This is a genomic window from Bifidobacterium samirii (genome assembly GCF_003952945.1).
Taxonomy (GTDB): domain Bacteria; phylum Actinomycetota; class Actinomycetes; order Actinomycetales; family Bifidobacteriaceae; genus Bifidobacterium; species Bifidobacterium samirii.
Window position 1 is genome coordinate 23,718 of sequence record NZ_QXGK01000016.1, and the last position, 24,502, is coordinate 48,219.

Consider the following 24,502-nt stretch of genomic DNA (forward strand, 5'->3'; position numbering starts at 1 on the left):
GACGACAACGACGAAGGAGACCCGCATGACGCAACCCATGTTCGACACGTTCCTGTTCGGAGGCGACTGGAACCCCGAACAGTGGCCCGAGGAGACCTGGGAGCATGACATCGAGATGCTCGAGCACGCGCACATCAACGAGGCCACGATCAACGTGTTCTCGTGGACGCTGCTCCAGCGCGACGACACCACCTACGACTTCACCACGCTCGACAACATCGTGAACCTGCTGGTGAAGCACGATTTCAACATCGTGCTCGCCACCGGCACCGCCGCCCTGCCCGCATGGCTCGTGCGCACCCACCCCGAGACGATCCGCACCACGTTCGACGGACGCCGCCGCGTGTTCGGCGGACGCCACAACTTCTGTCCCAACTCGGCCGTCTTCCGCCGTCTGTCGCGCGAACTCGCCGGCCGCATCGCCGAACGCTACGCCGGCACGCCCGGTCTCAAGGCCTGGCACATCGGCAACGAGTACGGCGGTGGCGGCGGCTTGTGCTACTGCGAGACGTGCGCCGAAGCGTTCCGCGAGTGGCTGCGCGCCAAGTACGGCACCGTCGAGGCGCTCAACCGCGCGTGGTGCGCGAACTTCTGGAGCCACACGATCGTCGACTGGGCCGACGTGGTGCCGCCGGTCGAGATGGGCGATGGCATCGGCAGCGACTGGGACCTCAAGAAGAGCGTCATCTCCGGCCTCATGATGGACTACCGCCGCTTCCAGAACGACTCGCAGCTCGCCTGCTTCGTCAACGAGCGCGACGCCGTGCGCGAGCACGACGCGGCCACGCCGATCACCACGAACCTGATGGGCACGTTCAAGGACCTCGACTACTTCGCGTGGGGCCGCGAGATGGACGTCGTCAGCTGGGACAACTACCCGGGCATGGGCATGCCGTCCAGCCGCGTCGCCCTCAACCACGACCTCATGCGCGGCGTGGGCGGCGGCAAGCCGTTCATGCTCATGGAACAGACCCCCAACCAGCAGAACTGGTTCCCGTTCTGCAAGGTCAAGCGCCCCGGCGAGGTCGCCGCGCTCAGCTGGCAGGCCGTCGCCCACGGCGCCGACACCGTGCAGTTCTTCCAGATGCGCCAGTCCATCGGCGGCTGCGAACGCTTCCATGGCGCCGTCATCGCCCATGACGGCACCGAGCGGTCGCGCGTGTTCCGTGAGACCGCCGCGCTGGGGGAGAACCTCGCGAAGGCCGCGCCGGCGCTCATGGGCTCCGAGGTGCGCGCCCGAGTCGCCGTCATGTTCGACTGGGACAGCTACTGGTCGCTCGAAGGCTGCGTCGGTCCCACCGCCGGATTCGCCTACCCGGAGGAGGTGCACCGCTTCTACCGCGCGTTCAACAAGCGCAACATCGCCGTCGACGTGATCGCCAGCACGACGGGCGCCGACGAGCTCGCCAAGTACGCGGTCGTCGTCGCGCCGGCGATGATCGTCGTCAAGCCGGGCGTCGCCGACGCGGTCGACGCGTATGTGCGCGGCGGCGGCCGCTTCGTCACCGGCTACATGGCCGGCATCCACGACGAGCACGATCTGGTCGTCCCCGGCGGCTACCCCGGACCGTTCCGCGAGATGGCCGGCGTGTGGGCCGAGGAGATCGACGCGCTTGCCCCCGGCGAGACGATCCCCGTCGTCTTCGACGGTGCCGAGGCCGACGGCGCCGCCGCGGCCGGCGAGGTCGTCGCCAGCATCATGCATCTGGAGGGCGCGCGGGCGCTCGCTACGTACGGCGGCGACGGATTCTACGCCGGCACGCCCGCACTGACCGTCAACGAGCGCGGCGACGGCCGCGTCTACTACGTGGGCACGCCGCTCGACGAGGCCGGCATGGACGCGTTCGCCGAACCGCTGATCGCCGACGCCGGGCTCACGCCGATCGCCACGCCCGACGGCGTCGAGATCGCGTTCCGCCACGCCGACGACGGCCGCACGTTCGCGATCGTGCTCAACATGACCGACGACGCGCAGCACGTCGCACTGCCTGCCTGCCTGCACGGCCGCGCCGACCTGCTCGGCGGCGGCGAACTCGGCGACACGGCCGACCTGGCCCCGTACCAGGTCGTCGTGTGCGAGGCCGCCGACTGAACCGACCGAACCGAATGATCCGACGGATTCGACTGATCCGGCCGACCCGAAGAGGGCCGGCCGGATCCTATCTATCGGACCATTGACAGCGTCTTCGTCGCGATATACTGAACCCCGTGGCGGATGACGCGCTTCGGCGGTGAGGGGTCGCGCGGAACGCCGCACGGCGACGACGTCGCGGACGGGCTGTGGAGGGCCGGGCCGGCGACGCCCGCCGGACACATGAACGATCGATGGGAGCTACGACATGGTGGTTGGGCAGCACACCGGACGGCCGGACGGGCCGGCCTCGGAATCGGGGAACGGCCAAACGGGAGCAACCGTGTTCACGCTCGACGTGGGCTACAACTTCACCCGATACGCGTTGGCGACGAACGGAACATTGCGGCAGACGGCCGCGATCTCGACCCCGGTGGACAGCGCCGAGGCGTTCTACGACGCGGTCGCGCGCATCGCCGAACAGGCATACGCGCGCACTCCCTACGACGGCATCGCGATCTCGATGCCCGGCTTCGTCGACGTCAGACGGAACACGGCCGTCACCGGCGGTCCGATCAAGGCGCTGTATCGCCAGCCGGTCGCCGATGAGATCGCCTCGCGACTGCGCTTCGACGTGCCGATCCGCATGGAGAACGACGCCAACTGCGCGGCGCTCGCCGAACGGTACGCCGGCAACGCGCAGAAGATCGACGATTTCGCGCTCATCACCGTCACCGACACCGGCGTGGGCGGCTCGCTGTTCCTCGACGGCCGCATCCGCCACGGCCGCGAATGGCGCGCCGGCGAGATCGGCATGATGATCACCAACTACGAGGCGGCCGGCTGCCGGACGCTCCACGAGTACATCTCCACCGAATCCCTGTCGGCCCGCTATGCGGAGGAGTTCGGCGTGGCCGCCGAAACGGTCGTCCCGTCGAGCCTGCTGCGCCGGCTGGAGGATCCGGGCGTGCGCGGCGTGGTCGAGGAGTGGGGGCGGTACGTGGCCGCGTGCATCTTCAACGTGATCGCGACCGTGGACCCCGAATGCATTCTGGTGGGTGGCACGCTCGGCCAGGAGCTCGCGTTCCTGCCGCTGATCCAGAACCTGCTCGAAGCGCACCCCGAGTGGAAGTACTTCCGCACGCCGGTCAAACGCTGCCGTCATACGGCGAACGCCGGCCTGCTGGGCGCGTACTACGCGTTCGTGACGGCGCAGCGGGCGTCGTAGCGGGCGGTCGGCTACGCCGATTCGCGCGCCTGCAGCGTCAGCGGCCTGAGGCAGGGGACGGCGGACGGATCGTACTCCGACGGATCGCGGAATCCGGCCCACTGGGCTTCGGGGAACATCTCGTCGCAGAACGCGAGCCACTCCTCGAGCAGGTTGACGGAATGGTCGGCGAGCCAGCGGTACTGCAGCCCGTCCATCGCGCTCATCGCGAGCGTGTACAGGTGGTAGAAGCGTTCCTCGTCGTAGCCTTCGGGCAGCACCCAGTCCATCGAGCCGACCTGCTCCCAGTTGCGCAGATGACGGCCGATGAAGAAGTCGTGGGCGGGATGCTCGGGGTTGAGCGCCTCGCCGTTGAGCATCGAGAACAGCTGCACCATTTCGGGGCGCTGCAGGTTGTAGAGCACGATGTTGAGGCAGTAGCGCGGGAAATAGTAGACGCGGTGTCCGTCCGTGTCGGTGACGAGCGCGGTGGAGGCGTTGTACTCGTCGGCGTCGGGGGTGTCGTAGCCTTCGGAGAGGACGGCGTACAGCAGGTCGTTCTTCGAGTTGATGTAATGGTAGAGCGCCGCCTCGGTGATGCCGATCTCGTCGGCGATGTCCTGCAGCGACATGCCCCAGAATCCCTTGACGGCGAGGACCTTGACGGCCGCCTGCATGATCTGCAGGTGCCGCTCCTCGGGGCTCATGCGCTTGCGTTTGACGAACGTGGTGGCCGAGGTCGTGTCGCGCGCGGTGGTCTGTTCGGTGGCGCGCGACGCCGCCGGCCAGCTGTCCTGGTCGTCGAGAAAGCGTTCCCATGCCGCGAGCGTCATTGTTCCCTCCTTGGATGTCGGCGGACCGGATGATGCCGCCTTCGTGCGGCGTCGCCGCCGTCGGCGCGGTCGGTCATGCCGATGTGCGCCGGCAGCACGGTGCCGCCGGTAAGCATGATACATCGCCGATGGGGATGCGCCCCGCCGTCCGTTACGCCGGGATCGGGTCCCGTCACGCCGGACCGGCGGGGCGCACGCATGGCGTCAGGCGAACGTGCGGCGCAGCCAGCGCGCCGCGAGGTCCGGCCACGACTGGACCGCCTCGAACACGCACGCCGGGTTCGCCTCCCACGCGGTCTCCAGCGTGCCCAGCGCCAGTCCGTGTCCCCCTTCGGGGTACAGGTGCGCCTCGACGCTCACGCCGGCGGCCTTGCACGCGGCGACGAGCATCAGCGTGTTCTCGACCGGCACGCAGTCGTCGGGCATCGTATGCCAGACGAACACCGGCGGCGTCTTCGCGTCGATGTGCTTCTCGATCGACAGCTTCTCCAGCCACGTCGGGTCGTCGCTGCGGCCGTCGGCGAGCAGCGCGTCGAAGCTGCCGCGGTGGGCGAGCGGGCCGGACGTGACGACCGGGTAGGCGAGCATCAGCGCGTCCGGACGCACCGCGTCGGCGTCGTAGCCGTGCGCGGCCAGGTCGTCGTCGCCGGCCGTCGTGGCGAGGTTGGCCGCCAGATGGCCGCCGGCGGAGAAGCCGATGACGGCGATGCGATCGGGGTCGACGTGCCATTCGTCGGCGTGCGTGCGGATCATGCGCATCGCCTCGGCCGCCTCGCACAGGGCGGTCGGGTAGACGCTCGGCTTGACCGAGTAGCGCAGGACGAACGCGTGGTGGCCTTCGGCGACGAACCTGAGCGCGATCGGCTCGGCCTCGCGGTCGGACGTCATCTCGTAGCCGCCGCCCGGAATGACCAGCACGGCCGGTCGGCGACGCTCCATGTCGACCTCGGGCGAATTGTCGATGACGTAGCCGACGAAGCGCGCCTCGCTGCCGTCGATGCCTCTGATCGTACGTTCGATGTACTGCATAAGCGATCCTTTTCGTGTTCGATTGGTCCGTCTCGGGCGGGTGACGCCGCGCCGCCGCCACGTCCGCGTCGCAATCCGCATACGGACTGCCCGTCGTATGCAGATTACGACGCTGGACTGCCGTCTTGCGTCGCAATCCGCACACGATTGGCTGAATTCATACGGATTACGACGCTGTCCGGCCGATTTGCGTCGTAACCTGCATACGGTCGGCCGATTCCTTACGGATTACGACGCTGGACGGCCGTCCCGCGTCGCAATCCGTACATGGTCGGTGGATTCGGTACGGATTGCGACGCTGCGGGCGCCGCGACGGCGACGGCCGTCAGAAGGTGACGGCTACGTCGACGGTCTCGACGCCGTCGGCCGGCACCGGCACGACGTTGCCGGCGACCGGGGCGCCGTCCACCGTCAGCGTGCGCTCGCCGGTGCGGTGCATCGCGATGCGGTAGGTGACGCCGCGGTAGACGCGGGTGACGGTCAGGTCGTTGTACTCGGCCGGCAGATGCGGCTCGATCAGCAGACCGTCGAGCGTCGGACGGACGCCCAGCAGATACTGCGACACGTCGACGAACGTCCATGCGGCGGTGCCGGTCAGCCACGAGTTCTTGCCCTCGCCCGGCAGCGCCGACTCCGGGCCGGCGACCATCTGGCAGTACACGTACGGCTCCACCTTGCGGATCTCCGACTTGTCCTCCAGCCACGCCGGGCAGTTGCGGCGGTACACGGCGAACGCCTCCTCGTCGTTGCCGGCGACGGCGTTGGCGATCGAGATCCACGGGTTGTTGTGGCAGAAGATGCCGCCGTTCTCCTTGTATCCGCGCGGATACGTGGAGATCTCGCCCAGCTCGATGCGGTACGTCGAGTACGCGGGCGCCAGGATCGCGGTGCCCCACTCGCAGGTCAGGCGGTCGCGCACGGACGCCAGCGCGGCCTGCGCCTTGCCGTCCTCGAGGCCGATGCCGGCCATCACGCACATGCCCTGCGGCTCGATGAAGATCTGGCCCTCGGTGTCGGTGTGGGAACCGATCGGACGCGAATACGCGTCGTAGGCGCGCACGAACCATTCGCCGTCCCAGCCGGCGGTGCGCACGGCCTCGTCCATCGCGGCGACGGCCTCGCGCACGGCGGCGGCCTCGGCCTGCGCCTCGTTCTCGCTCATGCCGACCGTGGTGCCGTAGTGCTCGAGGATGTCGGCGTACTGGCCGCCGTACAGCACGAACATGCCGCCGATGAACACGGATTCGGCGATGCCGGTGTCGTTGTTCTCGACCGTCTGGAAGCTCTCGCCCGGGGTCGACGAGAAGCAGTTGAGGTTGAGGCAGTCGTTCCAGTCGGCGCGGCCGATGAGCGGCAGCCTGTGCGGGCCGAGGTGCGTCATCGTGAAGTTCGCGGAGCGGCGCAGGTGCTCGAGCAGCGGCTTCTCGGAGCCTTCGACGTTGTTGAACGGCACCGGCTCGGACAGGATGCCCGCGTCGCCGGTCTCGGCCAGGTAGGCGTTGACGCCGGCGATCAGCCACAGCGGGTCGTCGTTGAAGCCGCCGCCGATGTCGGCGTTGCCCTTCTTGGTGAGCGGCTGGTACTGGTGCCACGCGGAGCCGTCCTCCATCTGGGTGGAGGCGATGTCGATGATGCGCTCGCGGGCGCGCTCCGGCACGAGGTGCACGAAGCCCAGCAGGTCCTGGTTGGAGTCGCGGAAGCCCATGCCGCGGCCCATGCCGGACTCGTAGTAGGAGGCGGAGCGGGACATGTTGAACGTGACCATGCACTGGTACTGGTGCCAGATGTTGACCATGCGGTCGAGGCGGTCGTCGCCGGATTCGACGCTGTAGGTGCTCAGCAGGCCGGTCCAGTAGTCCTTGAGCTCGGCGAGGGCGGCGTCGGCCTTGGCGGCGGAGTCGAAGCGGGCGAACAGCTCGTGGGCCGGCTCCTTGTTGATGATGCCGACCTTGGCCGGGTCGGTCGGGTCCTCCCACTTGGCGTCGTCGGCGACCTCGATGTAGCCGAGCGTGAAGACGAGCGTGCGGGTCTCGCCCGGGTCGAGGGTGATGCGCACGCGGTTCGCGGCGATCGGGTACCAGCCGTGGGCGACGGAGTCGTGGGCGTGGCCTTCGGCGATGACCTGCGGAGTGTCCCAGCCGTTGAACTTGCCGAGGAACTCGTCGCGGCTCGTGTCGAAGCCGACGGTGGGCGCGTTGACGCCGTAGAACGCGTAGTGGTTGCGGCGCTCCTTGAACTCGGTCTTGTGGTAGAGGAGGGTGGACTCGTCGCCGCGCTCGACCTCCACCTCGCCGGTGGACAGGTTGCGCTGGAAGTTGCTGGAGTCGTCGACCGCGTTCCACAGGCACCATTCGACACAGCCGGTCACGTCGACGGTCTTGGGGGCGCCGTTGATGTTGGTGATGTCGAGGCGGTTGATCTCGGCCGCGGTGTGCAGCGGGACGAACGCGGTCAGGTTGGTGCGGATGCCGGCCTTGGTCGCCTCGAACACGGTGTAGCCGATGCCGTGGCGGCAGGTGTAGGAGTCGAGCGGGGTCTTGGCGGGCAGGAAGGTGGGGGAGAAGGTCTCGACGGGCTTGGCGTCGTCGCCGGAGCCGTTCATCACGGTGACGTAGTAGTTGCGGGCGCCGGTGTCGGCGGGCACGTTGTTGTAGCGGTAGCGGGTGATGCGGCGCAGCTTGGCGTCCTTGTAGAAGGAGTAGCCGCCGCCGGTGTTGGAGATCAACGAGAAGAAGTCCTCGTTGCCCAGGTAGTTGATCCACGGCAGGGGCGTGGCGGGGGTGTCGATGACGTATTCGCGGGCTGCATCGTCGAAATGGCCGTAATGCATCGTCGGTTTCCTTTCTCTGCTGCTTCGTTGCTTGCTCGCCAACCATGATAGCACGTTATTTATAGAGTTATAAATAAGGGCGGCGGCCGGGCGAGTCGGATGGCGCCGACGGGGGTTATCCACAATGCGGTTGTCCACATATCCACAATCCGACGACGGCCGGTGGCGCAGCCGCCGACGGGCGCAGTAGGGTCGGGGCCATGATTGAGAACCACCAACGTCCCGGGCGGCCCATGCCCGCGTCCGGACCGCCGTCGCTGCAATGGTCCGGCGAACGCACCGCCCCGTCCCGCTATCGCGCCGCCGCGGTGCAGCACGCCGCACGGCCCGTGCTGGGCGACCGTGAGCTGCCCGGTCCGCTCAGCCTCGGCGCCCTGTCCGGATACGGCGCCATCCGGCGTCTCGACAACGCCAACGGCTACCGGTGCGAACGCGCCGACACCCTGTACGGCCGTTCGACGATCATGGCCGGCGTCGCGCCGCGCAACACCACGGTCTGCGCGCGCAGCGCCGCCTGGCTGTGGATGGGCGGCGACTTCCCGCAGGTCGTCGACGTCATCTCCCGCTCCCACTACCGCATGCCGGTCCACGACCGTCATATCCGCGTCTTCAACCGCAAATGCCCGCCCGACCAGATGACCGCCGTGGGCGAGATCCGTGCCACGACGCCGGTGCGGACCGTGTGCGACCTGGCGATGCTGCCGGAGAAGGAGGACCGCGACGAGCGCATCGACGAGCTCATCGGCGACCTGATGAACCGCTACCGCGTCACGCCCGACGACTGCCTGGCCATCCTCAACGACAACCCGTTCTGGCCGCGCTCCGCCGCGGCCCGCGACATGTTCCGCAGCCTCAACCGGTTGTAGCGGCCGTGCGGCCGGACGGGGACGGATGGCAATCGGGTATTTCCCAAGTACGTTTTCGCCTTCGCGTGCGGTCGGGAGGGGCGGAGGGCAAGGAGTCGACATGGCACGGCGAAGACGACGGCATAGCCGGCTCGACGACGTCGCGGTCCGGCCGCGGCTGGCGTCGATCGGCGGCGCGACGGCCATCGGCGCATCGTCGCCGGATGGGGCGCCGGGTCGTCGCGATGGGGGATTCGCGGACGATTCGTCCGGCATGCCGGGCGCTCCGCCGCGGCCGCCGATCCTGCTGACGCCGCTCGTCGCCTGCGATCCCGACACCGACCCGCAGATCCTGTGGCATATCGCCCGCTACGCGCCGGAGCTGCGCCGATGGCTGCCGGCGAACCCGTCCGCCGACGCGGCGCTGCTCGAATACGTCGCACAGGCCGGCGGCCCGGGCGTGCGCGAGGCGCTCACCATCCTGCTCGACTCGGTCGAATCCTGACGATATCCGTCAACTGACTGACGAAATCCTCCCAATAACCGAAGTTTCGTCAGTCAACTGACGAAACTTCGGATTTTCAATCACCATCATCAATCAACTGACATAACATGGAGGCGACGATGAGCAACGAACCTCAGCAATGGGAGGAACCCGTGATCGAGCGTCCGCAATACATGCGTTGGCTGGAACGGTGGAAGGACCGGGACGTCATCAAAGTGGTGACGGGACTGCGGCGCTGCGGCAAGTCCCGCATGCTCGACATGTTCCGCACCCGCCTCCTCGAACAGGGCGTGGACGAGCGCCACATCGTCGCCATCAACTTCGAAAGCCTGGACGAGGAATACCCGCTGGAGGCCAAGCCGCTCTACGACCACATCGTCGCCAGGCTCGCACCGGGACGCAACTACGTGTTCCTCGACGAGATCCAGCACGTCGCCGACTTCGAGCGCGCCGTGGACGGACTGTACGTGCGCGACGACGTCGACCTGTACATCACCGGCTCCAACGCCGACATGCTGTCCGGGGAACTGGCGACGCGCCTGACCGGACGGTACGTGGAGCTGCGCATGCTGCCGCTGTCGTTCCGCGAATACCGGTCCGCCCGGCCCGCCGACGAATCCGCCGACCGCTCGTTCGAACGATACCTGACCTACGGCGGCCTGCCGTACGCCGCCGTGCTCGACGACGAGCAGGACATCGCCGACTATCTGGGCGGCGTGTTCAACACGATCCTCGTCAAGGACGTCGCCCGACGGCATCCCAAGATCGACATGACCGCGTTCAACGAGGTCGCCGCGTTCCTCGCCGACAACGTCGGCAACGTCACGTCGGCCACCGGCATCGCCGGCGCGATGCAGCAGTCCCGGCGCGGCATCTCGCCCAACACCGTACGCGACTACATCGCGGCGATGCTCGAGAACTACCTGCTGTTCCGCGCCGACCGCTACGACATCAAAGGCAAGGCGTACCTGCGCACGCTCGAGAAATACTATCTGGGCGACCCCGGCTTCCGGTTCTGGTTCCTCGGCAAGTCCGGCGGCGACATCGGCCATCGCATCGAGAACGTCGTCTACCTCGAACTGCTGCGCCGCCACCGTACGGTGCGCATCGGCAAGGTCGACTCGACCGAGATCGACTTCTACGCGTCCGACGCCGACGGCGACCACTACTACCAGGTGTCGATGAGCGTCCTGGACGAGCGGACGCTGGAACGCGAGCTGCGGCCGCTGCACCGCATCGACGACAACCATCCCAAGACGCTGCTGACGATGGACCGCATCGGCAACGGCAACCACGCCGGCATCCTGCAACGCAACCTCGTCGACTGGCTGCTCGACTAGCGGCGCGGCGGCGACGGCGGCGAGATCCGGACGGGCGGCAGCGATCCGCCGCCCGCCGCAACTCAGCCCTTCATCGCGAGGACGGCCGTGTACACCTGCTTGCGGTTGGGCAGGGAGCCGTCCGGCAGCGGATGCTCCTGCACGACCTGCGCGATCGCATCCTTGATGCGCATGCCCGCCTCGTCGGCGCGCGCCACGGCGAGCCGGGCGAGCGCGTCGACGTCCAGCACGGTCGGCGTGGCCGCCGCGGCCTCCTCGTCGGACGCGCCGCCGACGACCAGCACGATCTCGCCGCGCGGCGCATCGTCGATCACACCCTGACGGATCCGCGCGACCGGACCGCGGCGGATCTCCTCGTACTCCTTCGTCAGCTCGCGGCACAGCGCCATCGGACGGTCCGGGCCGAACGCCTCCAGCAGGTCGTCCATCGCGTCGGCGATGCGATGCGGCGTCTCGTAGAACACCATCGTGCGCCGCTCCGCCTGCAGGGCGCGCAGATGCTGCACGCGCTCGGCATGCCGGCGAGGCAGGAACCCCTCATAGCAGAAGCGGTCGGTCGGCAGGCCCGACAGGGCGAGCGCGTCCAGCACCGCCGACGGTCCCGGCGCGCACGTCACCGGCAGGCCGCGTTCGATCGCGCGGCGCACGATCGCCAGACCCGGATCGTTGATCGTCGGCATGCCGGCGTCGGAGACGACCAGCACCGTCGCGCCCGTCTCGACCCGGTCGAGCAGCCCGTCCGCCCTGCCGCGCTCGTTGTGGTCGTGATAGGCGACGACCTGCCCGCCGACGCGCACACCCAGCCGGTTCGCCAGGTCGAACAGCCGCCGCGTATCCTCCGCCGCGACGATGTCCGCGGCCTCCAGCAGCGCCTTGAGCCGGTCCGACGCGTCACCCGCATTGCCGATCGGCGTCGCCGCGAGCACGACCGTGCCGCGCGGCACCGCGACCGGACGGCGGGCGGGGGAGACGGCGTCCGCGGAATCGTCGGCGGGACGGACGTCGGAGCCGCCGGCGGGCATGGTCATGTCATTCGTATCGTTCGTATCCATATCGTTCACCATGCGTCCCAGTATCCCGCATCCCGGCTACTTCGCGCGGGCGGCACGACGCCGGCCGGGATTTCGGCGGAATGGGCTGAGGTCGACGACGTCGTTTCTGAACGAGAATCTAACATAGCGTATTGTAGTAAAACTCCATAAAGTGAATTACGTTGTTGATTGACGGCGGTGATTGGTGAGCGTCACGGTGGTGTGTTGGCGGCCTGTTGACGTGGTATTTCGCTGATTGGCAGTGATTTGATGGTGATTTGTGTAGATTTCATGAAGGCGAAACTGCGGTGCTGTCGCAATATCGGAAAACTGCATAAAGTGTTGAATGCTATTTGAAAAAGCAAAACTCCGTATTGTAGTGTCTATACGATACGGCGGTCGGAAAGGATCAATGATGAGCTTCAAAGACGGCACTCGCATCATCCTCGGGGAATTGGAACGTACGCTCGGTGCGGTGGATGAGGCCGCCGTGGAGCGCGCCATCGCGCTCATCGGCGACGCCGACAAGATCTTCCTTCACGCGCTTGGCCGCGCAGGTTTCGCCGGCCGGTCGCTGGTGATGCGGCTGATGCACATGGGTCGCGAGGTCTATGTGCTCGGCGAGACGAACACCCCCAATTTCGGGCCGGACGATCTGCTCATCATCTGCTCGGGGTCGGGCGCCACCAAGCAGTTCGTCGATACGGCGACCAAGGCCAAAGGATTCGGCGGCAAGGTCCTGCTCTTCACCGCCACTAAGGATTCCCCCCTTGGGCAGATCGCGGATGCCGAGATCGTGATCGAGGCGCCGAGCAAGCGCCAGTCGGACAGCGAATTCGCCTCCATCCAGCCGATGGCATCGCTGTTCGAGCAGTCCATCCTGCTGATCGGCGATGCCATGGTGCTCGCCATGATGGAGCGCAGCGTCACCGGCGAGGCGATGTTCCGGAGGCACAGCAACCTCGAATAGGCGCCGCCTTCGGGTCGTGCTCAGTTCTTGAACTGGCTGAGCACGGCTTCGCTTCTCGTATCCATGTCGTGCACCGGACAACGGTCGCGCAGGAAGTACAGCAGGATGTCGGCGGCCACCAGTTCGTAGACATGCGACGCGCTGCCCCATCCGCAGTCGATAACGTCGCTGACGGGGCGCGTCTTGATGACGACATTGGCGAGCCGTGCGGTCGTCGACCGGTCGTCGCCGGTGACGGCGATGACCTTGACGCCGTTCCGGCGGGCGATCCGACAGCATTCGATGGTGTAGATGGATTCCCCGGATCGGCTGAAGACGACGATCACGTCATGCTCGTCGGCGAGGATGAGCCTGCGCATCAGATACTCCATGCTGGCGCTGGTGAAGGTGTCGATGCCGTAGCAGAGCAGCCGATGGGCGAAATCGTCCGCGACGGCGGCCATGTTGCCCCATCCGAAGGTGAACACCGTGTTCGCCCCGGCCAGCAGTTCGACGCAGTCCGAAATCTGCTCCATCGTGATGTCCTTGGAGAGCTGGGAGACGTTGGCGGCGATGGTGTCCACCAGTGTGACCACGTCCTCGGGGGCTCCGTCGGCGCCTCCCGACGCCTCGGCGATGCTCAGATCCGCGGTCTGGGTCGCCAGGTTGATCTTGAGCTGATAAAAGCCGGACTGGTTGATGCGTCGGCATACGCGCATGACGGTGGCGTCGCTGGTTTCGGTTTCGGCAGACAGCTCGGCCATGCTCATCTGTGTGACCCGCTTGGGGTGGGCGAGGATGAAGTCGGCTACGCGGCGTTCCGCGCCATGCATGTCCGGATAGGTTCTTTTGATGTCGGCGATGATCACGATGGGCCTTTCTGTTGGGCGGTGATGAATAGTATAACTCCATGAAGTGCCCAGTTTGCGATTTGTAGTTGTACTTTTCGGCGTTAGGTTGATATTGCAGTTTGGTAAATCTCTTGCGAAAAGGACCGTTTGGCGGTGTTTTCGCCATCGTTTCCAATGGTGTAGCAAAACTGCGAATAGTGTGATATGCTGCTTTATGAAGCAAAACTACATATTGTGGGGTGTGAAGAAGCACTCCGCGCCAAGGGCATACGACAGAAAAGAGGGCACTCATGGAGTACGAGTCGCTGGTGAACGGCGTTGTGCGTCATCTGGGTGGGATCGGCAACATCAAACATGCCACCCATTGCGCGACCAGACTGCGCATGCAGGTCCACGATGAAGCGAAGATGGACCTCGAAGGCCTTGAAACGGTCGACGGCGTCTATGGCATCCGTGACATAGGCGGTGGCGAGGTCCAGATCGTCGTGGGCACCGACATCGAGAACATCTACGGCGAATTCCTCGCCATCACGGGGTACTCCGCGGATGATGCCCCGGAGCCGGCTGAATCCGCGGAGTTCTCGGAGCGGACGGGTGCATCGGAGGACAAGGAAGCCTCCGCCGTCGGAGTCGGGAAGGCAAAGCCTCGCGGCTCCTCCGCATCGCTTGTCGATACGCTGAGCGGATACGGGCGTAAGGTCATGGATTTCCTCGGCGGCACCGTCGGACCGGTCATCCCGATCTACATGTGCTGCGGCATGATCATGGCATTCCTCACCATCTGCACCACCTTCCTCGGACTCGACGCGGACAGCGGCGTCGTCGAGGTCTTCAACGGTGTCGCGAACGCGGGCTTCTACTTCATGCCCATCGCGCTCGGATGGTCTGCCGCCGATAAGCTCGGCGTTCGTCCCGCCCTCGGCGCACTGCTCGGCATGTCGCTGCTCTACTCGACCATCAACGGAGCCGAAGGTCTCGATATCTTCGGAATCCCCGTGTACACCGTGTCGTACAACGGCACGTTCCTGCCGATCATGCTCGGCGTGCCGTTCATGGCCGTCGTGTTCCACCTGTTCAAGCGGATCATCCCCAAGAACATGCAGTACTTCCTGCTGCCGCTGGTCACCATGCTGATCACCGTGCCCGTCGTGCTGTTGGTCCTGGGGCCGATCGGCTATGTCGCCGGCACCGGTTTCTCCGTCGTCTTCCAATGGCTGCAGGCGCACGCCAAGTTCCTCGCCAGCGCGTTGTGGGGCGCGTTCTGCCCGATCGGCATCGTGACCGGCATGGATAAGGCCGTGTATGCGATCAACATGAACTACATGAACTCCGTCGGCTACGACAACCTCTTCTGCCCGGGTGCGCTTGCGGCCAACTCCGCCATCGGCGGCGCCACCCTCGCCGTGTGGTTCCTCGGCAGCCGAAGCGAACTGCGCCAGCTGTCCGCATCCGCGGGCATCACCGCGGTGCTCGGCATCACCGAACCTGCACTGTACGGCGTCTGCCTCAAATTCGGGCGTCCCTTCCTGGGATCGGTGTGCGGCGGCGCGGTCGGTGCCATGTTCGCTTCGCTCGTCAACCTCAAGCAGTACGCATGGGCCGGTCCGGGTCTGATGACCTCTCCCACCTATATCGCCCCGGACGGAGACATGACGAATTTCATCCTCTGCCTCGTGACCATCGCCGTATCCGTGCTTGCCGGATTCGTGTTCACCTATGTGCTGAGCCGCTCGGACGCCAAGCATATCTACGATAAGGCATAACCGAAATCCCGAGGCCGCCCGAAATCGGACGGCCTCGTATCGTCGTCGATTAAGGAATCCGAGGCTGCGCTGCGTATGATGGAGGACGTCGGTGGAAGCACTGCTAGCCGTTCCCTCTTCCGGCGCGCATGAAGACTTTCGGGAACGGGCCGAATCCGATGGGCGTCTCCCGTACGCCCGCTCATAGGCGGTGAAGGGGGTCGTGGCGTGAACAGCGCCACGACCCCCTTCCCATACGCCCGGGACTTCCAGCGTCGCGGATACCATGCAGAGTTATGAGTCATATTCTGGTGAATGTTGCATGGCCGTACGCGAACGGCCCCCGCCATATCGGTCACGTCGCCGGCTTCGGCGTGCCCTCCGACGTCTACGCGCGCTACGAGCGCATGAAGGGCAACGACGTCCTCATGGTCTCCGGCACCGACGAGCACGGCACCCCGATCCTGGTCGAAGCGGAGAAGGAGGGTCTGAGCGCACAGGAGCTCGCCAACCGCTACAACCGCGTCATCGCCAAGGACCTGTGCGACCTGGGCCTGAGCTACGACCTGTTCACCCGCACCACCACCGGCAACCACGAGCAGGTCGTGCAGGAGCTGTTCCGCCAGTGCCTCGACAACGGCTACATCTACAAGGGCACCCAGCAGGTCGCCATCAGCCCGTCCACCGGCCGCACCCTGCCCGACCGCTACATCGAGGGCGAATGCCCGATCTGCCACGCCGACGGCGCGCGCGGCGACCAGTGCGACGCCTGCGGCAACGAACTCGACCCCGACGAGCTCATCAACCCCGTCTCCAAGATCAACGGCGAAACCCCGCGCTTCGAGGAGACCGAACACTTCTTCCTCGACCTGCCGGCGCTCGCCGAGGCGAACCTCGCCTGGCTCGACACCCGCGAAGGCTGGCGCACCAACGTCATCAACTTCTCCAAGGGCCTGTTCAAGGAGGTCAAGCCGCGCGCCATCACCCGCGACATCGACTGGGGCATCCCCGTGCCGGTCGAAGGCTGGATCGACAACCCGAACAAGAAGCTGTACGTGTGGTTCGACGCGGTCATCGGCTACCTGTCGGCGTCCATCGAATGGGCGCGCCGCAGCGGCGACCCGGAGGCGTGGCGCAAGTGGTGGAACGACCCGACCACGCCCGGCTACTACTTCATGGGCAAGGACAACATCACCTTCCACTCGCAGATCTGGCCGTCCGAGATGCTCGGCTACAACGGCGCCGGCAGCAAGGGCGGCGAGGCCGGCAGGCTCGGCCCGCTCAACATGCCCGAGCAGGTCGTCTCCTCCGAGTTCATGACGATGGAGGGCAAGAAGTTCTCCTCGTCGCGCGGCATCGTCATCTACGTCAAGGACATCCTCGCCCGCTACCCCGTGGACGCCGTGCGCTACTACATCTCCGTGGCCGGCCCCGAAACGTCCGACGCCGACTTCACCTGGTCCGAGTTCGTGCGCCACAACAACGAGGAGCTCGCCGCCGCGTGGGGCAACCTCGTCAACCGCGTCGCCAACCTGATCGCCAAGAACTTCGGCGAGATCCCCGCCCTCGACGAGACCGCCATGACCGACGAGGACCGCGCACTGCTCGACGAGGCCGCCGCCGCGTTCGACACGGTCGGCTCGTTCATCGAGAACCACCGTCAGAAGAACGCCCTCAACGAGGCGATGCGCCTCGTCGGCGACATCAACAAGTACATCTCCGCGACCGAACCGTGGAAGATCAAGGACGACCCGGCGCGCCTCGCCACCGTCCTGCACGTCGCCGCGCAGGCCGTCTCCGACGCCAACCACCTGCTCGCCCCGTTCCTGCCCCACGCCGCGCAGAAGGTGTGGGAGACGCTCGGCGGCACCGGCGTGTTCTCCCCGCTGCCGCGCATCGAGGAGGTCGAGGACCTCGACAAGCCGGGCTTCACCTACCCGATCATCACCGGCGACTACAAGCTGGGCGAGACCGTCCACCCGTGGGCGCGCGAGGCGATCGTGCCGGGCACCCCGGTGAGCAAGCCCACGCCGATCTTCGCGAAGATCCCGAAGGAGGCCGTCGAGGAGGAGCTCGCCCGCTTCGACGAGGCGCTCGCCGCCCGCCGCGAGGCCGAGGCCAAGCGCCTCGCCGCCGCCAAGGCCGAACTCGACAAGTAGTCCTTCGGCACTTCGGGCCGTCCGCGCCCGTCCGACGATCCGGGGCCCGCATGCGCATGCCGCGCGCGGGCCCCGTCGTCGTATGCGGCGACGATCGCGGTCGGGAACGGACATGCCTTCGCAATGGGCGCGCGATCGACGTCGCTGCGTGACGATCGTGCAGTTTCGACGCCGGTTATCTTCGCAACGGACACGCGGGCGTGCCGATTGCGTGTCCGTTGCGAAGCATCGGTGATACCGGTACGACTATCGCGGCGACGGGCACAGACCCGCCACACTTCTCACAGGGAATTCGGAGGAAGACGCATCGTTTCTCCAAGAGAAGGACGGTTATATGAATCATGTCATCGGTTACGGCCGACGGCGAGGTTCCCGAGGAACCCCATAACTGAACCCCTTCTTCTCTCTTCTCTCTCGACCCGGCGGCCCCCACCGCCGGGTTTCTCATATCCGGAGCATCCGGACGGCGACGGTTCGCGTCGGAGGACCGGTCTGACGGACCTGCGACATGGCAACGAAAACATCGCATCGGCGACGGTGCCCGCAAACCGTTGGAAACACGCGGCAACACACCCGAAATCAGCGGGTTGCGCACCTTGGTCGTTCGTCTAGACTGGACCGCGTTTGCGAATCCGAACAGGGGTTTCGGCCGGCGAAAGAGAGCGCCGGTTGCGGGACACTCGAAACACGACGGTCGTGAATCGTGGCGGCGACGAATGCCGCGCGCGGCGAGAAGAGCGCCGCGCAGTACCACAGGCAAACACAATCAGGAATGCGAGGATCTCCTCACATGTACGTCGATCCGACGAAGAACCAGGACAAGGGCAACCTGCGCTGGATCCTGCCCTACTGCAAACCCGACCTGCCGCGCGTGGCCGGCTCGATCGTGCTGTTCTGCATGAACAACACGATGGCGCTGACCATCCCGCTGATCTCCGGCCTCATCGTGGACCGGGTCATCGTGGGCGGCCATACCGACGAACTCATGCGCCTGTGCGCGCTCATGATCGTCTTCACCATCATCCGCGTCAGCACCCGCTACGGCTACCAGATGTGGATGGAACGCTTCGGACAGAACTCCGTCTACAGGCTCGTATCCGACGAATACGAAAAACTCCACGAACTCGACTTCACCTACTTCAACCACACGCGCACCGGCGACATCATGAGCCGCATGACCTCCGACACCGACGCGATCCGCCACTGCCTCAGCTGGGTCAGCTACCAGATCGCCGACTGCGTCGTCATGTTCATCGGCGCCCTGTGCGTCATGTTCGCCATCGACTGGAGGCTCGCCCTCGCGCTCGCCTGCGTCACCCCGTTCCTGTTCATCCTCACCCGCGGGCTGTCCACGCACGCCCACCCGCTGTTCTACGCGATCCGCAACTCGCTCGCCTCGCTCAACTCCATGGTCGAGGAGAACATCGAAGGCAACCGCGTCGTCAAGGCGTTCGTGCGCGAACCCTACGAGACCGAGAAATTCGACGAGCACAACGAGGACTACATGCAGCGCAACATGGCGCTCGCCTACAACTCGCGCAAGTACATGCCCTGGCTCGACGGCCTCGGCTTCTCGCTGCAGCTCATCACGCTCGGCCTCGGCGGCTTCCTCGTCATCAACGGGTACATGACGCTCGGCAACCTCGTGTCGTTCAACTCGTTCCTGTGGATGATCGACGGACCGGTGCGCCAGTCCGGCTGGCTCATCAACGACTGGCAGCGGTTCAACGCCAGCTGCATCAAGATCCGCAAGCTCCTGACCGCCCAGTCGCGCATCACCGAGAAGCCCGACGCGCACGAGGCCGTCAGGCACGCGACCGCCATCGCCGAACAGGTCGGCGCCGCGCACCCGCCGGCACCCGACCGCATCAGCGGCGACATCCGCTTCGACCACGTCAGCTTCGCGTTCCCCGACGACCCGGCCACGCCCATCCTCAAGGACATCGACTTCACTCTGCCCGCAGGCGGCAGACTCGGCATCCTCGGCGAAACCGGCTCCGGCAAATCCACGCTCGTCAACCTCGTCTCGCGCTTCTACGACCCGACCGTCGGCCACGTGCTCATCGACGGCATCGACGCGCGCGACTGGCCGCTCACCACGCTGCGCTCGCAGGTGTGCATCGTCGCGCAGGACACGTTCCTGTTCTCCGACACGATCGGCGGCAACATCGGCTTCGGCGCCGGCGAGCACGCCGCGCGCGACGAACGCTACATCCGACGCATGGCCGAGATCGCCGGCGCCGACGGGTTCATCCGATCCATGCCCGAAGGCTACGACACGGTCGTGGGCGAACGCGGCGTGGGCCTGTCGGGCGGACAGAAGCAGCGCCTGTCGCTGGCGCGCGCCCTCGCCGACGACCCGTCGATCCTCATCATGGACGACACCACGTCGGCCGTCGACATGGAGACCGAGGCGCAGATCCAACGGCACCTGCGCGAGATGGACGGCAACAAGACGATCATCACGATCGCCCACCGCATCTCGTCGATCAAGGACTGCGACCTGATCCTCGTGCTCGAGCACGGGCGCATCGTCGAACGCGGCACGCACGCCGAGCTCGTCGCCGCCCACGGACGCTACTGGGACATCTACCACAAGCAGCTCGGCCTGCAGTCCGGCTGCTCGCAGGGGTACTGATCCGGCCCCGGCCCCCGACCATGGCCATACTCAAGTCATACGCTCATACGCTTATAAGGACCATTCATGGCACAACGCAATACGTATCGCGAGGATGAGGAACTCGAGGAGCGCGTCAACGTCCACGACATCCTCCGCATCGGCAAGTACCTCAAGCCCTACCTGCCGCAGGTGGCGCGCATCCTGGCCGTCGTCATCTCGATGAGCTGCATCGTCGTCGCCGTCCCCTACCTGACCAAGATCATGATCGACGAGGCGATCCCCAACCGCGACCTGGGCCAGCTGGGCCTGCTCGCCGGCATCCTCGCCGCGCTCATCGTGCTCTACGAGCTGGGCCTGCGCTACCGTACGGTCGCCATCACGCGCGTCGGCCAGCTCATGCTCAAGGACATGCGCCGCGACATCTTCACCCACATCCAGACCCTGCCGTTCAGCTATTTCGACTCGCGTCCGCACGGCAAGATCCTGATCCGCGTCGTCAACTATGTGAACACGCTGTCCGACACGCTCTCGTCAGGTCTGATCAACGTGATCTCCGACGTGTTCACGTTCCTGATCACGCTCGTCGTCATGTTCGCGATCGACTGGCGGCTGGCCCTGTGGAGCCTCGTGCTGTTCCCCGTGCTGCTCGCCTGGGTGTACGGGCTCAAGATCTTCCAGCGCCGCGCCTACCAGAAGCTGTCGAACAAGCAGTCGAACCTCAACGCGTACATCCACGAGTCGATCGCCGGCGTGAAGACCACGCAGACGTTCGCGCAGGAGCGCGCCCAGTTCGCCACGTTCCAGGAGCAGCAGGACGAGGTGCGCCGCGCGTGGATGCACGCCGTGCACATCCAGTTCCTCATGTGGCCGGGCGTGCAGAACATCTCCGTGATGACCATCTCGCTGATCTACTTCGTCGGCGTCATGGGCTGGGGCGGCGTCGACGTCACCACCGGCGTGCTCATCGCGTTCGTCGGCTACGCGAACAACTTCTGGAACCCGGTCATCAACATCGGCAACTTCTACAACCAGCTCATCACCTGCTCGGCGTACCTCGAACGCATCTTCGAGACGCTCGACGTGGTCCCCGAGATCCAGAACGCGCCCGACGCCGCCGACCTGCCGCAGATCCGCGGCCGCGTCGACTTCAACGACGTCGTCTTCCGCTATGAGCAGGACGGACGCAACATCCTCAACCTCGTCGACTTCCACGTCGAACCCGGCCGCACGATCGCGCTCGTCGGCCCCACCGGCGCCGGCAAGACGACGATCATCAACCTGCTGTCGCGCTTCTACGACGTGTCGGAGGGCTCGGTGACGATCGACGGGCACGACGTGCGCGGCGTGACGCTCGAATCGCTGCGCCGCCAGATGGGCGTCATGCTCCAGGACACGTTCATCTTCTCCGGCAACGTGCGCGAGAACATCCGCTACGGACGGCTCGACGCGACCGACGAGGAGATCGAGGCGGCCGCCCGCGCCGTGCACGCGCACGAGTTCATCATGGAGCTGCCCGACGGCTACGACACGGCCGTCGAGGAGCGCGGATCGACCCTGTCGGCCGGCCAGCGCCAGCTCATCGCGTTCGCCCGCGTGCTGCTCGCCGACCCGCGCATCCTCATCCTCGACGAGGCCACGTCGAACATCGACACCCGCACTGAGGAGGCGCTCCAGGCCGGCCTGCAGCACCTGCTCAAGGGGCGCACGAGCTTCATCATCGCGCACCGCCTGTCGACGATCGAGAAGGCCGACGAGATCTTCTACATCGACCACGGGCAGATCGTCGAGCACGGCTCGCATGCGGAGCTGCTCGCCCGCAAGGGCGCGTACTACCGCCTCTACGAGTCGCAGTACGCGATGATCCGCGTCGCCACCGGCGCGCAGTGAGCGGGCCGACTGCTGCGGTTGCGTGACCTGGGTCCGAGGAACAGGCGAGTGGTCGGATCTAGGTCACGCGGAGCCGATGGTTTGCGTGACCTGAGTCCGAGAACCGATTGGGTACTCGGACTTTAGTCACGCGGAGGATATGGTTTGTGTGACCTGAGTCCGAGGTGCGGGCGAGTAGTCGGATTCGGGTCACGCGGAGCTGGCGGTTTGCGTGACCTGAGTCCGAGGTGCGGGCGAGTAGTCGGATTCAGGTCACGCGGAGCCGGTAGCTTGCGTGACTTGGGTCCGAGAATCGGGCGGGTAATCGGAGTAAGGTCACGCGCAGGGGACGATCGGGACGCCGCATCGACGCGACGGCATACGGAAGGAGACATTATGACGATCCACATCAGCGGGGACGGACTGCGGTTCCACCTGACGAACGGGCGGATCAGCCATATCATGGCGGTCGCGGAAGGCAAGCTGGTCAACCTGTACACCGGCGCGGCCGTGCCCGACGACGGGACGGTGGACTACGGCTATCTGCTCGACGACCGCTTCCGCGTGCAGTCGTCGACCATCGGCGAGGACGGGGAACGCTACGCCGAACAACAGCGGCTCGAATACCCCGAATTCGGCTGCGGCGACTACCGTCATCCGGCCATCGAGGCGGTGCAGGAGAACGGGTCGCGCATCAGCGACCTGCGGTACGTCGGATACATGGTCGCGGACGGCAAGCCGCCGCTGCCCGGACTGCCGGCCACGTTCGCCGAAATCCGCGACGGCAGGATCGTCGACGACTCGCCGGCCGCCGAAACCCTCGCGATCAGCCTGCGCGACGACCTCACCGGCCTGAGCGTACGACTGTTCTACACGATCTTCCGCGACGAGCCGGTCATCGCCCGGTCCGCCGACATCGCCAACCGCGGCGACGCGCCGCTGACGCTCACACGGGCTACCAGCCTCAACCTCGACCTGCCCGACGCCGACTACGAGATGATCGAGTTCACCGGAGCGTGGGCACGCGAACGCATCCCGCATCGCCAGCCGCTGCACCCGGGCATCCAGCAGATCGAATCGTTGCGCGGCGCCAGCGGCCCCTACTTCAGCCCCAACGCGGTCATCGCCCGCCCCGACACGAACGAGGACGTGGGCGAGGCGTTCGGACTCGCGTTCGTCTACTCGGGCAACTTCGACCTACACGCCGAAGTCGACACGTACGGCGCGACGCGACTGCAGCTGGGCATCAACCCGTTCGGCTTCGCATGGCGGCTCGAACCCGGCGAGACGTTCCAGACGCCCGAAGCGCTGCTCGGCTACACCGACCGCGGTCTGAACGCGCTCAGCCAGACGTTCCACCGCATCGTGCTCGACCATCTGCAGCGGCCGGCGTGGGCGCGGCGCGAACGGCCGGTGCTCATCAACAACTGGGAGGCCACGTACTTCGACTTCACCGAGGAGAAGCTCCTCGAACTGGCCGCGCTGGCCGCCAAGGCCGGCATCGGCCTGTTCGTGCTCGACGACGGCTGGTTCGGCGCACGCACGTCCAACCGCGCCGGACTGGGCGACTGGATCGCGAACCCGCGGCGGCTGCCGGAAGGCATCGCCGGCATCGCGCGGCGCATCAACGGGCTGGGCATGGACTTCGGTCTGTGGTTTGAACCGGAGATGGTCAACGAGGACTCCGACCTGTACCGCGCGCACCCCGACTGGGTGATCGCCACGCCCGGCCGCACCCGGTCCGTATACCGCCACCAGTACGTGCTGAACTTCGCGAATCCGGACGTCGTGGACGCGATCTACGAGCGGATGCACGCGATCCTGTCCGGCGCGAACGTCGCGTACGTGAAATGGGACATGAACCGCTTCATCACCGAGGCGTTCGACGCGACGCGCGGCGCCGAACGGCAGGGCGAGCTGATGCACCGGTACATCATCGGCGTGTACTCGCTGTACGAACGGCTGTTCGCCGCGTTCCCGGAGCTCATCATCGAAGGCTGCGCGTCGGGCGGCTCGCGCTTCGACTACGGCATCCTCGCGTACTCGCCGCAGGCGTGGACCAGCGACGACACGGACGCGGTCGAACGGCTGTCGATCCAGTACGGCACGAGCTACTTCTTCCCGGTGGCCACGATGGGATCGCACGTGTCGATCACGCCGAACCATCAGACCGGCCGCAGCGAGTCGCTCGCGATGCGCGCCGCCGTGGCGATGTTCGGCACGTTCGGCTACGAGATGGACCTGACCGCGTTGGGGGAGGACGATCTGGCCGAAATCGGCCGGCAGGTCGCGTTCTTCCGCGCGCAGGCCGACCTGCTGCACAACGGCGACCTGTACCGTCTGCGTGCGCCGTACGACCATCGTCAGGCGGCGTGGATGTGCGTCGCCGCCGACCGTTCGCGCGCGATCGTGGGCGACTATGTGATCCTGGGCGTGCCGAACCGCCCCAAGTCGCGGCTGCGGCTGCGCGGATTGGATGAGGCCCGCCGGTACCGGGTGCATTCGACGGACGGCGCGTTCGATGCGGTGCGTTCCGGCGGCGAGCTGATGCGCGTGGGCATCGACGACACCGATCTGGGGCCGGACTCCGCGGCGCGCGTGTACCTGCTGGATGTCTGCTGAGA

16 protein-coding genes are annotated in these 24,502 nt (G+C 66.2%); 11 read left to right on the forward strand and 5 right to left on the reverse strand.

Annotated features, from left to right (window positions below):
• Positions 1–25: 25 nt before the first annotated feature.
• Together D2E24_RS07700 and D2E24_RS07705 are read left to right on the forward strand one after the other, a co-directional pair.
• The gene (locus D2E24_RS07700; RefSeq protein ID WP_125968760.1) at positions 26–2,092 is read left to right on the forward strand and encodes a beta-galactosidase; all 2,067 of its coding nucleotides are present in this window, start codon (positions 26–28) and stop codon (positions 2,090–2,092) included.
• Positions 2,093–2,414: 322 nt separating this feature from the next.
• Positions 2,415–3,299, forward strand: a complete 885-nt coding sequence (locus D2E24_RS07705) for an ROK family protein (protein WP_241222915.1) — start codon at positions 2,415–2,417, stop codon at positions 3,297–3,299.
• 11 nt (positions 3,300–3,310) lie between these two features.
• Here D2E24_RS07705 and D2E24_RS07710 read toward each other — a convergent pair whose 3' ends face one another.
• The 3 genes from D2E24_RS07710 to D2E24_RS07720 all read right to left on the reverse strand — a co-directional run bounded on the left by D2E24_RS07710 (position 3,311) and on the right by D2E24_RS07720 (position 7,970).
• Positions 3,311–4,111, reverse strand: a complete 801-nt coding sequence (locus tag D2E24_RS07710) for a TetR/AcrR family transcriptional regulator (protein WP_125968762.1) — start codon at positions 4,109–4,111, stop codon at positions 3,311–3,313.
• A gap of 204 nt (positions 4,112–4,315) precedes the next feature.
• The gene (locus tag D2E24_RS07715; protein WP_125968763.1) at positions 4,316–5,140 is read right to left on the reverse strand and encodes an alpha/beta hydrolase; all 825 of its coding nucleotides are present in this window, start codon (positions 5,138–5,140) and stop codon (positions 4,316–4,318) included.
• Positions 5,141–5,465: 325 nt separating this feature from the next.
• Positions 5,466–7,970, reverse strand: coding sequence for a glycoside hydrolase family 94 protein (locus tag D2E24_RS07720; protein WP_125968764.1), 2,505 nt, complete (start codon positions 7,968–7,970; stop codon positions 5,466–5,468).
• A gap of 200 nt (positions 7,971–8,170) precedes the next feature.
• Between D2E24_RS07720 and D2E24_RS07725 the strand changes: the two genes are divergently transcribed.
• From D2E24_RS07725 to D2E24_RS07735, 3 genes are all read left to right on the forward strand, one after another.
• The gene (locus D2E24_RS07725) at positions 8,171–8,836 is read left to right on the forward strand and encodes a hypothetical protein (RefSeq protein ID WP_125968765.1); all 666 of its coding nucleotides are present in this window, start codon (positions 8,171–8,173) and stop codon (positions 8,834–8,836) included.
• 100 nt (positions 8,837–8,936) lie between these two features.
• Positions 8,937–9,320, forward strand: a complete 384-nt coding sequence (locus D2E24_RS10630; RefSeq protein WP_241222916.1) for a variant leucine-rich repeat-containing protein — start codon at positions 8,937–8,939, stop codon at positions 9,318–9,320.
• Positions 9,321–9,439: 119 nt separating this feature from the next.
• Positions 9,440–10,660: an ATP-binding protein gene (locus D2E24_RS07735; RefSeq protein ID WP_125968766.1), complete on the forward strand. Its 1,221-nt coding sequence runs from the start codon at positions 9,440–9,442 to the stop codon at positions 10,658–10,660.
• 62 nt (positions 10,661–10,722) lie between these two features.
• Here D2E24_RS07735 and rsmI read toward each other — a convergent pair whose 3' ends face one another.
• On the reverse strand, positions 10,723–11,682 hold the full coding sequence (gene rsmI, locus D2E24_RS07740) for a 16S rRNA (cytidine(1402)-2'-O)-methyltransferase (protein ID WP_420897488.1): 960 nt from the start codon (positions 11,680–11,682) through the stop codon (positions 10,723–10,725).
• Between the two features lie 421 nt (positions 11,683–12,103).
• Here rsmI and hxlB point away from each other — a divergent pair, with 421 nt between their 5' ends.
• Positions 12,104–12,661: a 6-phospho-3-hexuloisomerase gene (gene hxlB, locus D2E24_RS07745; protein WP_206430950.1), complete on the forward strand. Its 558-nt coding sequence runs from the start codon at positions 12,104–12,106 to the stop codon at positions 12,659–12,661.
• 20 nt (positions 12,662–12,681) lie between these two features.
• On the opposite strand, the gene D2E24_RS07750 is transcribed toward hxlB, so the two are convergent.
• Positions 12,682–13,509 (reverse strand): MurR/RpiR family transcriptional regulator, encoded by an 828-nt coding sequence (locus D2E24_RS07750; RefSeq protein WP_125968768.1) that lies wholly within the window; start codon positions 13,507–13,509, stop codon positions 12,682–12,684.
• Between the two features lie 272 nt (positions 13,510–13,781).
• Between D2E24_RS07750 and D2E24_RS07755 the strand changes: the two genes are divergently transcribed.
• The 5 genes from D2E24_RS07755 (at position 13,782) to D2E24_RS07775 (ending at position 24,500) form a co-directional block, all read left to right on the forward strand.
• Positions 13,782–15,254, forward strand: coding sequence for a PTS transporter subunit EIIC (locus D2E24_RS07755; RefSeq protein WP_125968769.1), 1,473 nt, complete (start codon positions 13,782–13,784; stop codon positions 15,252–15,254).
• A gap of 275 nt (positions 15,255–15,529) precedes the next feature.
• On the forward strand, positions 15,530–17,392 hold the full coding sequence (gene metG, locus D2E24_RS07760) for a methionine--tRNA ligase (RefSeq protein ID WP_125968770.1): 1,863 nt from the start codon (positions 15,530–15,532) through the stop codon (positions 17,390–17,392).
• A gap of 790 nt (positions 17,393–18,182) precedes the next feature.
• The gene (locus D2E24_RS07765) at positions 18,183–20,030 is read left to right on the forward strand and encodes an ABC transporter ATP-binding protein (RefSeq protein WP_164521061.1); all 1,848 of its coding nucleotides are present in this window, start codon (positions 18,183–18,185) and stop codon (positions 20,028–20,030) included.
• A gap of 66 nt (positions 20,031–20,096) precedes the next feature.
• Positions 20,097–21,899: an ABC transporter ATP-binding protein gene (locus tag D2E24_RS07770; RefSeq protein WP_125968771.1), complete on the forward strand. Its 1,803-nt coding sequence runs from the start codon at positions 20,097–20,099 to the stop codon at positions 21,897–21,899.
• Positions 21,900–22,274: 375 nt separating this feature from the next.
• Positions 22,275–24,500: an alpha-galactosidase gene (locus tag D2E24_RS07775; protein ID WP_125968772.1), complete on the forward strand. Its 2,226-nt coding sequence runs from the start codon at positions 22,275–22,277 to the stop codon at positions 24,498–24,500.
• Positions 24,501–24,502: the final 2 nt, after the last annotated feature.

Coding starts and splice junctions, on each gene's coding strand:
- D2E24_RS10630 (WP_241222916.1), top strand. CDS start 8,937: ATGGCACGGCGAAGACGACGGCATAGCCGGCTCGACGACGTCGCGGTC.
- D2E24_RS07725 (WP_125968765.1), top strand. CDS start 8,171: ATGATTGAGAACCACCAACGTCCCGGGCGGCCCATGCCCGCGTCCGGA.
- D2E24_RS07765 (WP_164521061.1), top strand. CDS start 18,183: ATGTACGTCGATCCGACGAAGAACCAGGACAAGGGCAACCTGCGCTGG.
- D2E24_RS07755 (WP_125968769.1), top strand. CDS start 13,782: ATGGAGTACGAGTCGCTGGTGAACGGCGTTGTGCGTCATCTGGGTGGG.
- D2E24_RS07775 (WP_125968772.1), top strand. CDS start 22,275: ATGACGATCCACATCAGCGGGGACGGACTGCGGTTCCACCTGACGAAC.
- metG (WP_125968770.1), top strand. CDS start 15,530: ATGAGTCATATTCTGGTGAATGTTGCATGGCCGTACGCGAACGGCCCC.
- D2E24_RS07715 (WP_125968763.1), bottom strand. CDS start 5,140: ATGCAGTACATCGAACGTACGATCAGAGGCATCGACGGCAGCGAGGCG.
- D2E24_RS07735 (WP_125968766.1), top strand. CDS start 9,440: ATGAGCAACGAACCTCAGCAATGGGAGGAACCCGTGATCGAGCGTCCG.
- D2E24_RS07770 (WP_125968771.1), top strand. CDS start 20,097: ATGGCACAACGCAATACGTATCGCGAGGATGAGGAACTCGAGGAGCGC.
- rsmI (WP_420897488.1), bottom strand. CDS start 11,682: ATGCCCGCCGGCGGCTCCGACGTCCGTCCCGCCGACGATTCCGCGGAC.
- D2E24_RS07720 (WP_125968764.1), bottom strand. CDS start 7,970: ATGCATTACGGCCATTTCGACGATGCAGCCCGCGAATACGTCATCGAC.
- hxlB (WP_206430950.1), top strand. CDS start 12,104: ATGATGAGCTTCAAAGACGGCACTCGCATCATCCTCGGGGAATTGGAA.
- D2E24_RS07710 (WP_125968762.1), bottom strand. CDS start 4,111: ATGACGCTCGCGGCATGGGAACGCTTTCTCGACGACCAGGACAGCTGG.
- D2E24_RS07700 (WP_125968760.1), top strand. CDS start 26: ATGACGCAACCCATGTTCGACACGTTCCTGTTCGGAGGCGACTGGAAC.